The sequence below is a fragment of the Burkholderia sp. BE17 genome (genome assembly GCF_009362305.1).
GTDB lineage: Bacteria > Pseudomonadota > Gammaproteobacteria > Burkholderiales > Burkholderiaceae > Burkholderia > Burkholderia pyrrocinia_C.
This window is the reverse complement of sequence record NZ_WHNU01000037.1, coordinates 39,332-53,950: the sequence shown is the minus strand read 5'-3', so window position 1 is coordinate 53,950 and position 14,619 is coordinate 39,332. Positions and strand designations below refer to the sequence as shown.

Here is a 14,619-nt window from a genome sequence, read left to right as displayed (position 1 = left end):
ATTCTTCCGTTACTTACTGTTGGTAGACGAGGTCGGCGCGACGGTTCTGCGCCCACGATGCTTCGTCATGACCCGTTGCCTGCGGCTTTTCCTTGCCGAGGCTCACGGCTTCCATCTGCGAATCGTTCACGCCGAGCAGCGCCATCGCGCGGCGGACGGCTTCCGCACGCTTCTGGCCCAGCGCGAGGTTGTACTCGCTCGTGCCGCGTTCGTCGGTGTTGCCCTGGATCAGCACGTGGCGCTGCGGGTGGCTCTTCAGGTACTGCGCGTGCTGCTGCATCAGCGGCTGGTACTCGTCCTTCACCGAATAGCTGTCGAAGTCGAAGTAGATGCTGCGCTTTGCGAGCGGGCTGTTCGGGTCGTTCAGCGGATCGACGTTCACTTGCGCGACATTGTCGGCGCTCGGTTGCGTGCTGACCGCACCCGCGTTCGCCTTGTCGTCGAGCTTCACGCCCGACTTGCACGCTGCGAGTGCGCTGATCATCATCACGGCCAGGGCCAGACGAGCCTTATTCGACATCATGGTTACTCTCCTTGTGGTCATTGCATGAAGGGCCCCCACGACGGCTCACGAACTGAGCCGCCCTGGACGGACAGGATTTGCGGCGGCGCGCTGCCGTCGGAGGGCACTGCAGCCAGAACGTTGCGACCACCCGACTGGGTAGCGTACAGAAGGTACTGGCCGTTTGCCGCGAAGCTCGGCGATTCGTCGCGATTCGTATTCGTGATGGCGTTCGCCGCGCCGGATTGCAGATCCTGAACGTACAGCTTGAAGCCCCCACCGGTGCGGGAGATGTAGGCGAGCAGCTTGCCGTCCGGGCTCACACGCGGGCTCGTGTTGTAGCTGCCGGTGAAGGTCACGCGCTGCGCGGCACCGGCGCTTTCGCCCTGTGCGGGCATCCGGTAGATCTGCGGCGCACCGCCGCGATCGCTCGTGAAGTAGATCCAGCGGCCGTCCGGCGAGTAGAACGGCTCGGTGTCGATCGAGCTGCTCTGCGTGAGACGGCGCAGGCCGCCGCCGGTCGAATTGACCGTATAGATTTGCGTATTGCCCGTCAGCGACAGCGCGACGGCGAGCGTGTTGCTGTCCGGCGACCAGGCCGGCGCGCTGTTGTTGCCCTTCTGGTCGGAGACGATGTAGCGGCGGCCGGTCGGCAGGTCATGGATGTAGACGATCGGCTTCTTGCGCTCGAACGACACGTACGCGACCTTCGTGCCGTTCGGCGACCAGGCCGGCGAGATGATCGGCTCGGTGCTCGACAGCGCGATGCGCGCGTTCTGGCCGTCCGAATCCGAGATCTGCAGCTGGTAGCGGTTCCCGGTCTTGATCACGTACGACAGGCGCGTGGCGAACACGCCGCGCACGCCGAGCAGCTTCTGGTAGATGTAGTCGGCGATCTTGTGGCCGGCCGTGCGCAGCGTGGTGTCGGTGGCCGTCAGCGACAGGCCGCCGAGGCTTTGCTGCTTCACGGTGTCGTACAGGATGAAGTTGACCTTGTACTGGCCGTTCGCGTCGCGGTTCACGCTGCCGGCGACGAACGCATTCGCGCCCTTGGCCTTCCATGCGCCGAGATCGACCGATGCGGTCTCGGGCACGGGCGTGCTGCCCGCGTCGATGTTGGTGAATTTGCCGCTGCGGGCGAGGTCGGCACGCACGATCGACGTGACCTGCTGCGGCAGGCCTGCCTCGTTCGCGAAATTCGCGGTGGCAATGGGGAACTGGGTCGAACCGACACCGGTGATCAGCACGTTGACCTGGGCGTTAGCGGCGCCGCCCGCCGCAATCAGACACGAGGCCACGAGTGCCCTGAAACCTAGTTTTGTCATCAAACTCATGCTTCTTGCTTCCCGTATGACTTGGATCGCTGCGCAACCGCAGAGAGACAGTAAAAATACCCGATTCGTTCCCGTCTGACAGCGACGCCCGGAGTGTAAGCGTATTTCCTTTCACTCCGCCGCCTTGAAGGTAATCGTAATGTCCGACGGGGTACGACCGTTAGAATCGGGCGGCAACGGGACCGATGCGTGGATCGCATTGACCACGGCTTGATCCCACCCCGAATTCCCGCTTGAGCGGGAGACCGATGCGCTCAATACGTCACCGGACGGCGTGCACCGAATCTTGACGACGGTGGTCAGGCCTGCACGCTCGCCGCCCCAAACGATGTTCGGCTTGACGCGGCGGCGCACCTTGTCGGCATAGCCGGGCGACGCGGCATTGCCGCCGGAGCCCGTGCCCGTGCCGCTCTTCGCGAGGCCTTCGCCGCCGCCTTCGCCGGCGCCGGACAGGCCCTGCATCTGCGCGAGACGCGCGCTGCGTTCGCGGTCGAGCTTCGCGTTCGCCGCCGCCTCGGCCTTCGCGCGCGCCGAGGCTTCGGCCTTCGCCTTGGCCTGGGCTTCCGCCTTCGCCTTCGCGGCCGCGTCGGACTTCGCCTTCGCCGCCTGCTGCGCTTCGAGCTGCGCCTGCTTCTGCTGCTGGAGTTTCTGCTGTTCGAGCTTCTGCTGCTCGGCGAGCTGCTGTTGCTTGAGCTTGTCGGCCTGCTTCTGCCTGTCGCGTTCCGCGGCCTTCTGCGCGGCGAGCGCGGCGGCCTGCTGAGCTGCGAGTTGCGCGCGCCGGGCGTCCTCTTCCTGCTGGGCCTTCAGTTGCTGCGCGCGGCGCTGCTGCTCGAGCTGTGCTTCGCGCGCGGCCGCTTCCTGCTGCCGCTTCTTCTGCTGCAACGCGATGTCGGCCTGCTCGTCGCGCACCGGGGGAGGGGGCGGCGCGACCTTCGCGGGCGGCGTCACGACGGGCCGCGGCGCGGCGACGTCGGGCACCTCGGTCCACAGCTCGGCTTCGGCGCCGGCCGGCGTGCTGTTCTGCCACTGCACGCCGTGATAGAGAAACAGCGCGAGCAGTACGTGCATCAGCGCGGCGAGCGCGAATGCACGCCAGGTGCCGCGCTCGCGAGGAGGCTGAGACGGGTAGCCGGTGCCGCGCGTGGATTGCTGCCGGTTCATTGCGATTTGACGAGGAGGCCGACGCGCTTGACGCCGCGCGCCTTCAGATCCGACATCACGGTCATGACCGCATCGTACTGCACGGTCTTGTCGGCCGCGATCACGACCGGCTGGTCGGGATGATCGGCCTGTCGGGCCGAGATGAAGCTGTCGAGCTCGGCCTTCGTCATCGTGTCTTCCTGGGTCGCGCCCGCGTCGCCCTTGTACTTGACGCTCATCGTGCGGTCGGCCTTGATGTTGACGACGACGGGCGGTGTCTGCTCCTGCGGCGCGGCATTGCCGACGGTCGGCAGGTTGATGATCGACGGGGCGACGAGCGGTGCGGTGACCATGAAGATCACGAGCAGCACCAGCATCACGTCGATGTACGGCACGACGTTGATGTCGGCCATTGCGCGGCGCGAGCGGCCGCCGCGCATGCTGGATCGGATGGGACTTCCTGCCATGGCGCGCTCCTTACTGGGCCTGACGCTGCAGGATGTTCGAGAACTCTTCGATGAAGGTCTCGAAGCGGATCGCGAGGCGGTCGATGTCGTGCGCGTAGCGGTTGTACGCGACCACCGCCGGAATCGCGGCGAACAGGCCGATCGCGGTGGCGACGAGCGCCTCGGCGATGCCCGGCGCGACGTTCGCGAGCGTGGCCTGCTGCACGTTCGCGAGGCCGCGGAACGAGTTCATGATCCCCCAGACCGTGCCGAACAGGCCGATGTACGGGCTGACCGAACCGACCGATGCGAGGAACGCGAGGTTCGCTTCGAGCACGTCCATTTCACGCTGGAACGACGCGCGCATCGCGCGGCGTGCGCCGTCGAGCACGAGGCCCGGATCGCTGAGGCGCTTTTCCTTCGCCTTCAGGAATTCACGCATCCCCGATTCGAAGATGCGCTCGAGCGCGCCGATCGTGTGGCGGTTGTTGGCCGCACTCTGGTACAGCGCCTGCAGGTCGCCGCCCGACCAGAAGTCCCTCTCGAAGCGTTCGGTCTGCGCGCGTGCGCGGCGGATCGCAAACCACTTGCGGAAGATGAAGGTCCACGACATCACGGACAGCAGCAGCAGCAGCCCCATCACGGCCTGGGCCAGCACGCTCGCGTTGAGGACGAGGGAAATGATCGACAGGTCTTGAGAAGTGTTCATAGAGGTTTGAGTAACGTCCCTTCGGGGCGCCCGGTATGCGTGCGGCGCGGCGCGCCGGCCATGCCTGGCGCCGAACCTTGCTTAGTATCGAATCAGGAAGGCAAGTTCATAGGCTTTGTCTAAACGGTGCTCACGCGAGCTTCGTTGACAGTACAGTCTGCCCGGCGTCGATGACGGGCCCGCGGTGCAGCGCGTCGAGCACGGCCTGCGGGATGGCCGCGGGCCGGATACCGTTACGGTCGACGCAGCCGAGGCGGATATGTCCGGCCACCAGCAGCGTGTCGCCACACCAGGCTTCCTGCGTGAATTCCACCGATGCACGGCCGATGCGCCCCGGCCGGCTCGTGATCGCCAGCGTGTCGTCGAGTCGCGCCGGCGCGCGGTAGTCGAGCGACGTGCTGCGGACGATGAAGATCGCGCCGGTATCGTCGGCGAGCTGGCGCTGGTCGATGCCGCATGCGCGAAGCCACTCGGTGCGGGCGCGCTCGAAGAACTTCAGGTAGTTGGCATAGAAGACGATGCCGCCTGCATCGGTATCCTCGTAGTACACGCGCACCGGCCAGGTAAAGCCGGAACGCGCTTCCGGGGAGCGGGTAGGCTGAGTCATGGCGCGCATTCTACCGGAACGCAGGAGCCTGATTCGTAACCGTTTCGTAACGGAATGTAGTACGACGCGGCACACCGCGGGCCGGCCGGAGGCCGGCCGCGGCTGTGCGCGATGGGTCAGCCGCGATGGATCGTGAGGCCGGCCGGCGCCTGGGCGACCGGCATCATCTCGATCGTGTTGATGTTCACGTGTGCCGGGCGCGTCGCGATCCAGTAGATCGTGTCGGCGATGTCCTCGGGCGTGAGCGGCTGGACGTTCTGGTAGACGTTCGCCGCCTTCGCGTCGTCGCCGCGGAAACGGACGTTCGAGAATTCCGTGCCGCCGCACAGGCCCGGCTCGATGTCGGTCACGCGCAACGGCGTGCCGATCAGGTCGGCGCGCAGGTTCAGGCTGAATTGCCGGACAAAGGCCTTGGTTGCGCCGTATACGTTCCCGCCCGGATACGGATAGGTGCCGGCAACCGAACCGAGATTGAAGATATGGCCGCGGCCCCGCGCGATCATGCCGGGCAGCAGCGCGTGCGTGACGGTCACGAGGCCCGAGCAGTTCGTATCGATCATGGTCTGCCATTCGTCGAGGCTGGCCTTGTGGGCCGGCTCAACGCCGAGCGCGAGGCCGGCGTTGTTGACGAGCACGTCGAGCGCCGCGAATTCGGCGGGAAGGGCGGCCGGCGCGGCTTCGACGGCGGCGCGGTCGCGCACGTCGAGCTCGAACGGCAGAAGGGCATCGCCGAGTTCGGCGGCGAGCGCATCGAGACGATCCTTGCGGCGCGCGGTGGCGACTACGCGGTGGCCTCCGTTGACGAAGGCACGGGCGATGGCGGCGCCGAAGCCGGCGGACGCGCCTGTGACGAACACGATCATTGCTGCTCCTGGTCGATGACAAAATAGCGGGTGGTATCCCGCAAGCCTACTGAGATTGCCGCACCGCGGCAAGGCGGCAAAGCGTTTCGGCACGGGCACGTAGAGTCCGGCCCCAATTGCTTCCGGCGCACTGCCGTGCGGTTGCCTATTCATGACGCATCCAATACACTAATGCGCTCATCACCCCTGCGTGACTGGCGATAGAACCCTTCGGGTTCAAGGTGGAGCATCCCACCGTGAAGCGCGGGGCGCCGTTTTTGCCGTTCGCCTGGGCAGCCGTTGTGCGCCGTCGCGTGCATCGCCGGTGGCTGTCCTGCCTCGCGTCATACGGATTCTTCCGCCACGTCGAGCTGGTCCCTCCAGCAGCGCACCGTACTCGGCCACTCCGGTCAACCTGTACACACTTAACGGAAACCGTATGTTTGACAGAGCCCAAAGCACCATCGCGAACGTCGATCCCGAAGTCTTTGCAGCGATCGAGCAGGAAAACCGCCGCCAGGAAGATCACATCGAGCTGATCGCGTCGGAAAACTACACGAGCCCGGCCGTGATGGCCGCGCAGGGCTCGCAGCTCACGAACAAGTACGCGGAAGGTTATCCGGGCAAGCGCTACTACGGCGGTTGCGAGTACGTCGACGTCGTCGAGCAACTGGCGATCAACCGCGTGAAGCAGCTGTTCGGTGCGGAAGCCGCGAACGTGCAGCCGAACTCGGGTTCGCAGGCGAACCAGGGCGTGTTCTTCGCGATGCTCAAGCCGGGCGACACGATCATGGGCATGAGCCTCGCGCACGGTGGCCACCTGACGCACGGCTCGCCGGTGAACATGTCGGGCAAGTGGTTCAACGTGGTGAGCTACGGCCTGAACGAAAACGAAGACATCGACTACGAAGCGGCCGAGAAGCTCGCGCAGGAACACAAGCCGAAGCTGATCATCGCGGGCGCGTCGGCGTTCTCGCTGAAGATCGATTTCGAACGCCTGGCGAAGATCGCGAAGTCGGTGGGCGCGTACCTGATGGTCGACATGGCGCACTACGCAGGCCTGATCGCGGCCGGCGTGTACCCGAACCCGGTGCCGCACGCGGATTTCGTGACGACGACGACGCACAAGAGCCTGCGCGGCCCGCGCGGCGGCGTGATCCTGATGAAGTCCGAGTACGAGAAGCCGATCAACTCGGCGATCTTCCCGGGCATCCAGGGCGGCCCGCTGATGCACGTGATCGCGGCGAAGGCGGTGGCGTTCAAGGAAGCGCTGTCGCCGGAGTTCAAGGCATACCAGGAAAAGGTGGTCGAGAACGCACGCGTGCTGGCTGAAACGCTGGTGAAGCGCGGGCTGCGGATCGTGTCGGGCCGCACCGAAAGCCACGTGATGCTGGTCGACCTGCGCGCGAAGAACATCACGGGCAAGGCAGCGGAAGCGGCGCTCGGCGCGGCGCACATCACGGTGAACAAGAACGCGATCCCGAACGATCCGGAAAAGCCGTTCGTGACGAGCGGCGTGCGCCTGGGTTCGCCGGCGATGACGACGCGCGGTTTCGGCCCGGCGGAAGCGGAGCAGGTGGGCAACCTGATCGCCGACGTGCTGGAGAACCCGGAAGATGCCGCGACGATCGAGCGCGTGCGCGTGCAGGTCGCCGAGCTGACCAAGCGTTTCCCGGTCTATCGCTGATCGACGATGCGCTGCCCGTTCTGCCGGCATGACGACACGCAGGTCGTTGACTCGCGCGTGTCCGAAGATGGCGCCGCGATTCGGCGGCGCCGTCGCTGCTCGGCTTGCGACAAGCGCTTCACGACGTACGAGCGGGTCGAGCTGTCCCTGCCGTTCGTCGTGAAGAAGGACGGCAGCCGCACGGAATTCGACCGTCGCAAGATCGTCGCCAGCATGCAACTCGCGCTGCGCAAGCGGCCGGTTGCCGCCGACGCGATCGACGCGGCGGTCGCCCGCATCGAATATCAATTGCTCGCGACAGGCGAGCGTGAAGTGCGTAGCGAGAAGCTCGGCGAACTCGTGATGAACGAGTTGCGCGGCCTCGATACGATTGCCTATGTCCGCTTCGCATCGGTGTATCGCCGGTTCGAGGACGTTTCCGAATTTGCCGACGTGATCGAAGAGTTCCGTCGCGCCTCTCCCGCCAAGACTCCGCGTAAGCGCTGACGCGCTGCGTCCGTTCATCGTCTTCTCCGTTGGTTCAGTTCGCGTCGATTGTGTCGGTTGCGATCGCATGTCGCCAGTCGGCCGTTCGGCAAATGGCGTGCGTCCGCACGTGTCGCTACAGTCGTCGCATCACCTTGGCGGAGGACGACTGCGATGGGACTGCGTTATCCATCCTTGAAAAACGTGGTGCGACGCTCGGGCGGGTTCACGCTCGTCGAGCTGATGGTCGCAATCGCGCTGGCGGCCGGGCTTGCACTCCATGCGGCACCCGCGTTCGACCAGTGGCGCATGCGCGAACGCGTGGATGCGCGCTCGCTTGCGCTGCTCGGGGCGCTGTCGTTTGCGCGTACCGAGGCGGCGCGTCTCGGCGTGCGCGTCACGCTGTGCCGGGCCGGAAACGACGGCGTTTGCCTGCGTGCCGGCGAGCGGTGCGATCCGGCTGAATGGTCGTGCGACTGGCTCGTCAGCGGGCAATTCGACGGGCAGTCGCGCGTGCTGCGGCGCTATCCGCGCGATACCGAAGTGGCTGTCGCGGGCGCTGCGCACGATCTGGCTTTTGCGCCGCCGGTCGGTCAGGCGATCGGCGGAATCCGGCGTTTCGAATTGCGTCCGCGACGCGGCCCGTCCGGGGCTGACGACGCACGTGCGTCGCGTTGCGTGCGGATTGCGGCGGGCGGCCGCGCGCGCGTTGCCGCCGGCCGTTGCGACGCGGCGTGATGGCCATGCGCGACGCAATGCGCGGCACGTCGCTGATCGAGGCAATGCTGGCCATCGCGCTGCTCGCGACCGTGATGCTGGCGGTGGCCGGCAGCCAGCTCGCGATGGCACGCACGCAGCGCGCGACGATCTGGCGTGAACGCGCGCTGTGGCTGGCCGATGCGCGTATCGAGCGCTCGCGCGCTGTCGCAGGGGCCGACGACGGTCTCGCGGCGCTGGCGGCCGCTTCGTTGCCCGGCGGAGCGATGACGCTCGACGACGGGCCGGGCGGCGTCCGGTACGCGATGGTCGGCTGGCGTGGCGGCAATGCGGCGGTTTCGTCGCGATGCGAAGCCGCAGGTACGTCGGCTCAGCCGCCGTCGTGTGTCCGGATTCCATTTCGGGAGGCTGCCGCCGATGAACGCTGATCGCCGCATGCGTGCGCATACGCTGCTCGAGGTGCTGATCGCGATGACCGTCGGTCTCCTCGTGCTCGCGGCGGCCGCTGCGCTGTACCACGCACAGCGCGTCGCGCAGCGGCGTGCGGAGGACGGGTTCCGGATGCGCGATGCGGCCGGCACCGCGCTGATGCTGATCGGCCAGCAGCTCCAGTTGGCAGGATTCCGGCCGCTCGATGCCGAAGGCGCGTCATCGTTGCCGCCGGTGTTCGGTTGTTCGATGGCGCGCGTGCGAGGCGACGGTGCGCAGGCGCGGTGCGAGCCCATACGCGCTTCATCGGACGCGTTGTTGATCCGGTATGTCGGCGATGCCGTGTCGACATGGCCGACGGCGAGCGGCCAGGTGTCGGATTGTCTCGGGCAGGGTGTCGGCGTGTCGGGTGAACGGGCGCAGGTGGAGAGTCGCTTCGATGCGCACGTCAGCCCGTCGACGGGCGAGCCCGAACTGTACTGCGAAGGAAACGGCCGCCCGGGTACGCCACAGCCGGTCGTGTCGGGAATCGATCAATTGCGTGCGCGCTATCTTCGCCGCGGCGGCATGCAGTTCGTCGATGCCGATGCGATGCGTGTCGACGACTGGCGCGATGTCGTGGCCGTGCATGTCTGCGTGCGGGCGCGCGGCGAACCGATGCGTGAACCGATGCGAGATCCGGCTCGCCACGTCGACTGCGATGGTCGCGCCGCGGTTGCACAGGACGGCCGTGCACGTTTGACGCTGCATCGCGTCGTCGCGTTGAGGAATTCCGCGATCGCATTCGACGATTCGTCGCGCGACGCAACGCGCGCGCGCGAGGTGATGCGATGAGCGGAGCAGGACAGTGCGCGCGGGAGATATCGCGATGCGTTGCGGCAGGCGACATGCATGGGCGCATTGTGGCGAACGGTGACGAACCGAGGCAGGCTGCGCGCACGGGAGCCGTGGCAATGAGCCGGCGCGAGCCGCGCATACGTTCCCGGCCAGCCGGCCGCGATTGGCGTCGCGACGCGGGCCTTGCATTGCCCGCGGTGATCGCGGTCGGTGCGGCCGTCGCGGCACTGACAGGCACGTGGTTCGAATCCGCGCTGACGGAATCGCGCCGCACGCGTGCGTTGTCGGATCGGCTGATCGCGTTCCACGCGGCCGATGCCGCGCTTGCGGCGTGCACCGCGCGATTGCTCCGTGGCTCGGCACCCTACGTGAACGAAGGCGAATCGCGCGCGGAGCCCGATGCGTGGCGGCGCACGCCGGCGATGGCGGCCGCCGAAGCGTTCGCGCCGTTTGCCGGATGGCCGATGGCCGCGCAGCCGCCGCGATGCCTGATCGAGGTGTGGCGCGGGGCAGGGCCGGCCGGCGGCCGCGCTTACCTCGTCACCGCACGTGGCGTCGGCGCGCACACGTCGAGCGCCGTCTGGCTGCAACACCAGGTCGCAATACTCGACGGACACATCGTCGCGTTGCGCTGGCGGCGCGTCGCGGCGGTGTTTCGATGAACGGTCGCGCGTCCGCGTACCGATCGGCGGGATTCACGTTGCTCGAGCTGATGATTGTGCTCGCGATCGTCGCGGTGCTGGCTGGATGGGGCATCCCGTCGTACCGCGAGCATGTCGTGCGTGTCCATCGCGCGTCGGCGGTGTCCGCGCTGTACCGGGCGGCCCAATATCTCGAAACGCTGGACGGTGAGCCGCCGCCGGCATTGCCGGACGCGCTCGCGCAGGCGCCGCCGGACGGGCGGGCGATTTATCGATTGACGCTCAGGCGGCCGGACGGCGACGATTCGCCGGTCACCTACGAGCTGGAAGCAATCCCGCTCGACACGGGCGCGATGCACGACGATGCCTGCGGCGCCTTCACGCTGCGTTCGGACGGGACGAAGGGCAATACGCGGCGGGATGGCGCCGACGAACAGGGTGCTGCTTGCTGGGGCGTGCGTTGAACGCGCACGAAAGGCGCGCAACGGCGCATGGCCGTGCGCGCAGGTCGCCGGGTATCAGTCGTCGTGCGCGTCGAGTCCGCGCTCGTCGCGCGATTCCTTCCAGATCCGGTAGACCTCCCATGCGGCGAAGCCGAGCGTGCCCCACTTCAGCGCGGGGCCCGCGCTCGCGCGCAGCAGCGAGCGAACGGGTTTCGCCAGCACGAGCGACGCGAGCGAACTCAGCATCGGATACTGGTTGACGAGGTGGCCGAGGCTCGCGTTCAGGTTCTTTGCGGACTGGCTGAACTTGTTGCTGGAAAGGCCGGGGATGAATACCTTGAGCCAGCTGAAGCGCGTGACGGCCTGGCGCATTTCGCCGGCGGCTTCCGCGAGTTCGAGCCGCTCGACTTCGGATCGCAGGATCAGCAATTCCTTGCGGAGCGCGCGATGCTGCGACGCGCTCCAGTTCGATCGCGACGAATGGGGGCGGTGTGCATTGCCCGTGACGTTCTGGCTCATGGCGCGTCGGCGAAGTAGGTGGGAGGAGGGAACACGACTGCGTTCACGGCTTGCCGCGGAACAGCTCGCGGTCTTTCTCGAGTTCGGCGAGCGTCGCCTCGAACACGGTCGGCGCGGCGCGCAGGCCCGAGCGCGCCTTCAGCGCGCACACGATACCGCCTACGGCATACAGCGCGGTGATCGCTGCGAGCGACTGCCAGCGATAGGTGTCCCAGAACGCGATCGTGACGAGCACGGTCAGGCTGATGAGCGCCATGGTCGCGAGCATCATGGCGGCGAGCCCGAGGAACAGCACGCCCATCAGGCGTTCCTTCTCCTCGGCAAGCTCGATGCCCACCAGTTCGAGGCGCGTTTGCAGAAGCCCGATCGCGGAGCCGACGAGGCGGCGCAGCGGTCCTTGGCCGGACGGCTGCGAGGTGGTGTCTGTCGTCATGGGTGAGGTGCTTGCGCGTGCAGTGAGCAGCTAGGACAAAGCCGGCCGGCGGCAGCCGCCGGCCGGCTTCGACGCCCGCGGGCCGCGCGACGCGGCCCGCGGGACGGAATGGCGCAGCGCGCGTTACTTGCGGTTGATCAGCAGGCCGATCAGCACGCCGACGCCGGCTGCAACGCCGATCGACGTCCACGGATGCTCGTGCACGTAGTCGTCGGTCGCGCGAGCGGCCTTCTTGCCTTTCTCGACGACCACGACCTGGACGTCGGCTGCCTTGTCCTTGGCCTGCTTCAGGCGCGACATGGCTTTCTCGCGCAGCTCGGCCGCACGGTCACCCGTGCTGCTGGCGGCTTGCTTGAGCAGGTCTTCGGCGTCTGCGAGAACGGTTTTGATATCCGACATCAGTTTCTCCTTGTTGATTTCCGACATTGCAACTCCCTTCGTGCTGTCATGCTGCAGGTTCACATCGTAGCGAAACGCCTGCCTGCTGGCGAGCCGGGAAGACACACGGCGGCAGTGCAAAATCGCATGGTAAACGATTTGTAATCGTCAACAGAGCGGCAAACGGGGTGGAAAGTTTCCGTCCTGACCGTTCGTCCTGCCCTGACAGCAGGCAAAAATGACAAAAAAGTATGAATATCAAACGGAATAATCGTTCGCACGGCCCCTTGCTTCCCGTAAGCTGATGGACTGTCCCCGCGCTGTCCAGCGCGCGGTTTCAACCAGCATCGTTCGAGGAGGGAACATCATGAGTCTGCGTCTTGGCGACATCGCACCGGATTTCGAGCAGGAATCGAGCCTGGGGCCCATCAAGTTTCACGAGTGGCTCGGCGACAGCTGGGGCGTCCTGTTCTCCCACCCGGCCGACTACACGCCGGTGTGCACGACGGAACTCGGACTGACCTCGAAACTGAAGGGCGAATTCGAGAAACGCAACGTGAAGGTGATCGCGCTGTCGGTCGACGGCGTCGAATCGCACAAGGGCTGGATCAACGACATCAACGAAACGCAGTCGACCGTCGTCGGCTTTCCGATCATCGCCGATGCGGACCGCAAGGTTTCGCAGTTGTACGACATGATCCATCCGAACGCGAACGAAACGCTGACGGTGCGTTCGCTGTTCGTGATCGACCCGAACAAGAAGGTGCGGCTCACCATCACCTATCCGGCCAGCACGGGTCGCAACTTCGACGAAGTGCTGCGCGTGATCGACTCGCTGCAACTGACCGACAACTACAAGGTTGCGACGCCCGGCAACTGGAAGGACGGTGACGACGTCGTGATCGTGCCGTCGCTGCAGGATCCGGAAGAGCTGAAGAAGCGTTTCCCGAAGGGCTTCAACGCGGTGCGTCCGTATCTGCGCCTCACGCCGCAGCCGAACAAGTAAGCATCGGCGGCGCGTGAACGCGGTACCGGGCCGGCGGCCCGGATCGCGAATCCGATATCCGATGAAAAAACGGCTCGCCCGGCAGTCATGCCGGGCGAGCCGTATCTTTTTGCGCGTGCGCGGCACCGCTGCCGGGCGCGCCGCATCCGGACGATCAGAAGAATGCCTGGATGCCCGTCTGCGCGCGGCCGAGAATCAGCGCGTGGATGTCGTGCGTTCCTTCGTACGTGTTGACCACTTCGAGGTTCACGAGGTGGCGCGCGACGCCGAATTCGTCGGAGATGCCGTTGCCGCCGAGCATGTCGCGCGCGAGCCGGGCGATGTCGAGCGACTTGCCGCACGAATTGCGCTTCATGATCGACGTGATCTCGACGGCCGCCGTGCCTTCGTCCTTCATCCGGCCGAGGCGCAGCACGCCTTGCAGGCCGAGCGTGATTTCGGTCTGCATGTCGGCGAGCTTCTTCTGGATCAACTGGTTCGCGGCGAGCGGCCGGCCGAACTGCTGGCGATCGAGCACGTACTGGCGCGCGGTGTGCCAGCACGATTCGGCGGCGCCGAGCGCGCCCCATGCGATCCCGTAGCGCGCCGAGTTCAGGCAGGTGAACGGGCCGCGCAGGCCGCTCACGTTCGGCATCAGGTTCTCTTCGGGCACGAACACCTCGTCGAGGACGATCTCGCCGGTGATCGATGCGCGCAGCCCGACCTTGCCGTGGATCGCGGGCGCCGACAGGCCCTTCCAGCCCTTCTCGAGAATGAAGCCGCGGATCGCGTCCTTGCCGTTCTCTTCCAGCTTCGCCCACACGACGAACACGTCGGCGATCGGCGAATTCGTGATCCACATCTTCGTGCCGGACAGCGAGTAGCCGCCGGGCACCTTCTTCGCGCGCGTGACCATGCTGCCCGGATCGGAGCCGTGGTTCGGCTCGGTCAGCCCGAAGCAGCCGATCCATTCGCCGGTCGCGAGCTTCGGCAGGTATTTCTGCTTCTGCGCGTCCGAGCCGAATTCGTGAATCGGCACCATCACGAGCGACGACTGCACGGACATCATCGACCGGTAGCCCGAATCGACGCGCTCGACTTCGCGCGCGATCAGGCCGTAGCTCACGTAATTGAGGCCGGGGCCGCCGTATTCCTCCGGAATCGTCGGGCCGAGCAGGCCGACTTCGCCCATCTCGCGGAAGATGGCTGCGTCGGTGCGTTCGTGGCGGAACGCTTCGGTGACGCGCGGCGCGAGCTTGTCCTGCGCGTAAGCCTGCGCGGCATCGCGCACCATCCGCTCTTCCTCGGTCAGTTGCTGGTCGAGCAGCAGCGGATCGTCCCAATGAAAAGTTGCAGCACTCATCGTCTCATCTCCTGTCGGTCAGCGTTAGCGCTTCAGCGCTTACGCGGACCCCATGCTTTGCGGTCGGTCAGCGTTAGCGCTTCAGCACTTACTCTGTGATCCATGCTTTGCGGTCGTCCCCGGTCTGGCCGGGCTCATGCCA

Annotated in this window: 19 protein-coding genes and 1 riboswitch; of the genes, 8 read left to right on the top strand and 11 right to left on the bottom strand. The window is 66.2% G+C overall.

All coding sequences use genetic code 11. The annotated features are described in order from the left end of the window. Nucleotides 1-13: 13 nt before the first annotated feature. The 7 genes from pal to GD429_RS28290 all read right to left on the bottom strand — a co-directional run bounded on the left by pal (nucleotide 14) and on the right by GD429_RS28290 (nucleotide 5,601). The gene (pal, locus tag GD429_RS28320) at nucleotides 14-523 is read right to left on the bottom strand and encodes a peptidoglycan-associated lipoprotein Pal (RefSeq protein WP_034182820.1); all 510 of its coding nucleotides are present in this window, start codon (nucleotides 521-523) and stop codon (nucleotides 14-16) included. Between the two features lie 17 nt (nucleotides 524-540). Further along, nucleotides 541-1,836: a Tol-Pal system beta propeller repeat protein TolB gene (gene tolB, locus GD429_RS28315; RefSeq protein ID WP_152861921.1), complete on the bottom strand. Its 1,296-nt coding sequence runs from the start codon at nucleotides 1,834-1,836 to the stop codon at nucleotides 541-543. 111 nt (nucleotides 1,837-1,947) lie between these two features. Continuing rightward, nucleotides 1,948-2,997, bottom strand: coding sequence for a cell envelope integrity protein TolA (tolA, locus tag GD429_RS28310; protein ID WP_152861919.1), 1,050 nt, complete (start codon nucleotides 2,995-2,997; stop codon nucleotides 1,948-1,950). Further along, the gene (tolR, locus tag GD429_RS28305) at nucleotides 2,994-3,443 is read right to left on the bottom strand and encodes a protein TolR (protein WP_057926179.1); all 450 of its coding nucleotides are present in this window, start codon (nucleotides 3,441-3,443) and stop codon (nucleotides 2,994-2,996) included. Before tolR ends, tolA begins: the two co-directional genes overlap by 4 nt. A 10-nt stretch (nucleotides 3,444-3,453) precedes the next feature. Then, complete coding sequence (gene tolQ, locus GD429_RS28300) at nucleotides 3,454-4,131, bottom strand: protein TolQ (RefSeq protein ID WP_047899916.1); 678 nt, start codon at nucleotides 4,129-4,131, stop codon at nucleotides 3,454-3,456. A gap of 130 nt (nucleotides 4,132-4,261) precedes the next feature. Then, nucleotides 4,262-4,747, bottom strand: a complete 486-nt coding sequence (gene ybgC, locus GD429_RS28295; protein WP_152861917.1) for a tol-pal system-associated acyl-CoA thioesterase — start codon at nucleotides 4,745-4,747, stop codon at nucleotides 4,262-4,264. 107 nt (nucleotides 4,748-4,854) lie between these two features. After that, nucleotides 4,855-5,601: an SDR family NAD(P)-dependent oxidoreductase gene (locus tag GD429_RS28290; protein WP_152861915.1), complete on the bottom strand. Its 747-nt coding sequence runs from the start codon at nucleotides 5,599-5,601 to the stop codon at nucleotides 4,855-4,857. 180 nt (nucleotides 5,602-5,781) lie between these two features. Continuing rightward, a riboswitch (ZMP/ZTP riboswitch) is annotated at nucleotides 5,782-5,882 on the top strand. A gap of 137 nt (nucleotides 5,883-6,019) precedes the next feature. Here GD429_RS28290 and glyA point away from each other — a divergent pair. The 7 genes from glyA (at nucleotide 6,020) to GD429_RS28250 (ending at nucleotide 10,820) form a co-directional block, all read left to right on the top strand. Then, entirely contained in the window at nucleotides 6,020-7,267 is a 1,248-nt protein-coding gene (gene glyA / locus GD429_RS28280) for a serine hydroxymethyltransferase (RefSeq protein WP_152861913.1), read from the top strand. A gap of 6 nt (nucleotides 7,268-7,273) precedes the next feature. Continuing rightward, entirely contained in the window at nucleotides 7,274-7,753 is a 480-nt protein-coding gene (gene nrdR / locus GD429_RS28275; protein ID WP_006476792.1) for a transcriptional regulator NrdR, read from the top strand. Between the two features lie 153 nt (nucleotides 7,754-7,906). Next, complete coding sequence (locus GD429_RS28270) at nucleotides 7,907-8,470, top strand: GspH/FimT family pseudopilin (protein WP_152861911.1); 564 nt, start codon at nucleotides 7,907-7,909, stop codon at nucleotides 8,468-8,470. A gap of 5 nt (nucleotides 8,471-8,475) precedes the next feature. Further along, nucleotides 8,476-8,877 (top strand): hypothetical protein, encoded by a 402-nt coding sequence (locus tag GD429_RS28265; protein ID WP_375167718.1) that lies wholly within the window; start codon nucleotides 8,476-8,478, stop codon nucleotides 8,875-8,877. Next, entirely contained in the window at nucleotides 8,867-9,712 is an 846-nt protein-coding gene (locus GD429_RS28260) for a PilW family protein (protein ID WP_152861907.1), read from the top strand. The genes GD429_RS28265 and GD429_RS28260 overlap by 11 nt, the downstream gene beginning before the upstream one ends. A gap of 203 nt (nucleotides 9,713-9,915) precedes the next feature. After that, nucleotides 9,916-10,377, top strand: coding sequence for a hypothetical protein (locus GD429_RS28255; RefSeq protein ID WP_321574938.1), 462 nt, complete (start codon nucleotides 9,916-9,918; stop codon nucleotides 10,375-10,377). Next, nucleotides 10,374-10,820 (top strand): type IV pilin protein, encoded by a 447-nt coding sequence (locus GD429_RS28250; RefSeq protein WP_152861903.1) that lies wholly within the window; start codon nucleotides 10,374-10,376, stop codon nucleotides 10,818-10,820. Before GD429_RS28255 ends, GD429_RS28250 begins: the two co-directional genes overlap by 4 nt. 54 nt (nucleotides 10,821-10,874) lie before the next feature. Here GD429_RS28250 and GD429_RS28245 read toward each other — a convergent pair whose 3' ends face one another. The 3 genes from GD429_RS28245 to GD429_RS28235 form a co-directional block, all read right to left on the bottom strand. Then, nucleotides 10,875-11,318, bottom strand: a complete 444-nt coding sequence (locus GD429_RS28245; protein ID WP_152861901.1) for a DUF3318 domain-containing protein — start codon at nucleotides 11,316-11,318, stop codon at nucleotides 10,875-10,877. Nucleotides 11,319-11,361: 43 nt separating this feature from the next. Then, nucleotides 11,362-11,751, bottom strand: a complete 390-nt coding sequence (locus GD429_RS28240; RefSeq protein ID WP_152861899.1) for a phage holin family protein — start codon at nucleotides 11,749-11,751, stop codon at nucleotides 11,362-11,364. A gap of 123 nt (nucleotides 11,752-11,874) precedes the next feature. After that, the gene (locus GD429_RS28235; RefSeq protein WP_026044969.1) at nucleotides 11,875-12,177 is read right to left on the bottom strand and encodes a DUF883 family protein; all 303 of its coding nucleotides are present in this window, start codon (nucleotides 12,175-12,177) and stop codon (nucleotides 11,875-11,877) included. A 319-nt stretch (nucleotides 12,178-12,496) separates the two neighbouring features. On the opposite strand from GD429_RS28235, the gene GD429_RS28230 reads away from it, so the two are divergent. Beyond that, nucleotides 12,497-13,135: a peroxiredoxin gene (locus tag GD429_RS28230; protein WP_034182833.1), complete on the top strand. Its 639-nt coding sequence runs from the start codon at nucleotides 12,497-12,499 to the stop codon at nucleotides 13,133-13,135. 154 nt (nucleotides 13,136-13,289) lie between these two features. Here GD429_RS28230 and GD429_RS28225 read toward each other — a convergent pair whose 3' ends face one another. Then, a complete protein-coding gene (locus tag GD429_RS28225) occupies nucleotides 13,290-14,477 on the bottom strand; it encodes an acyl-CoA dehydrogenase (protein ID WP_152861897.1) in 1,188 nt (395 codons plus the stop codon). Nucleotides 14,478-14,619: the final 142 nt, after the last annotated feature.

Bases quoted from the DNA above. Each gene is read 5' to 3' on its own strand.
- GD429_RS28235 (WP_026044969.1), bottom strand. From the start codon at position 12,177: ATGTCGGAAATCAACAAGGAGAAACTGATGTCGGATATCAAAACCGTT.
- GD429_RS28250 (WP_152861903.1), top strand. From the start codon at position 10,374: ATGAACGGTCGCGCGTCCGCGTACCGATCGGCGGGATTCACGTTGCTC.
- ybgC (WP_152861917.1), bottom strand. From the start codon at position 4,747: ATGCGCGCCATGACTCAGCCTACCCGCTCCCCGGAAGCGCGTTCCGGC.
- tolQ (WP_047899916.1), bottom strand. From the start codon at position 4,131: ATGAACACTTCTCAAGACCTGTCGATCATTTCCCTCGTCCTCAACGCG.
- GD429_RS28240 (WP_152861899.1), bottom strand. From the start codon at position 11,751: ATGACGACAGACACCACCTCGCAGCCGTCCGGCCAAGGACCGCTGCGC.
- GD429_RS28230 (WP_034182833.1), top strand. From the start codon at position 12,497: ATGAGTCTGCGTCTTGGCGACATCGCACCGGATTTCGAGCAGGAATCG.
- GD429_RS28225 (WP_152861897.1), bottom strand. From the start codon at position 14,477: ATGAGTGCTGCAACTTTTCATTGGGACGATCCGCTGCTGCTCGACCAG.
- tolR (WP_057926179.1), bottom strand. From the start codon at position 3,443: ATGGCAGGAAGTCCCATCCGATCCAGCATGCGCGGCGGCCGCTCGCGC.
- GD429_RS28245 (WP_152861901.1), bottom strand. From the start codon at position 11,318: ATGAGCCAGAACGTCACGGGCAATGCACACCGCCCCCATTCGTCGCGA.
- tolA (WP_152861919.1), bottom strand. From the start codon at position 2,997: ATGAACCGGCAGCAATCCACGCGCGGCACCGGCTACCCGTCTCAGCCT.
- glyA (WP_152861913.1), top strand. From the start codon at position 6,020: ATGTTTGACAGAGCCCAAAGCACCATCGCGAACGTCGATCCCGAAGTC.
- nrdR (WP_006476792.1), top strand. From the start codon at position 7,274: ATGCGCTGCCCGTTCTGCCGGCATGACGACACGCAGGTCGTTGACTCG.
- GD429_RS28270 (WP_152861911.1), top strand. From the start codon at position 7,907: ATGGGACTGCGTTATCCATCCTTGAAAAACGTGGTGCGACGCTCGGGC.
- tolB (WP_152861921.1), bottom strand. From the start codon at position 1,836: ATGAGTTTGATGACAAAACTAGGTTTCAGGGCACTCGTGGCCTCGTGT.
- GD429_RS28265 (WP_375167718.1), top strand. From the start codon at position 8,476: ATGCGCGACGCAATGCGCGGCACGTCGCTGATCGAGGCAATGCTGGCC.
- GD429_RS28290 (WP_152861915.1), bottom strand. From the start codon at position 5,601: ATGATCGTGTTCGTCACAGGCGCGTCCGCCGGCTTCGGCGCCGCCATC.
- GD429_RS28260 (WP_152861907.1), top strand. From the start codon at position 8,867: ATGAACGCTGATCGCCGCATGCGTGCGCATACGCTGCTCGAGGTGCTG.
- pal (WP_034182820.1), bottom strand. From the start codon at position 523: ATGATGTCGAATAAGGCTCGTCTGGCCCTGGCCGTGATGATGATCAGC.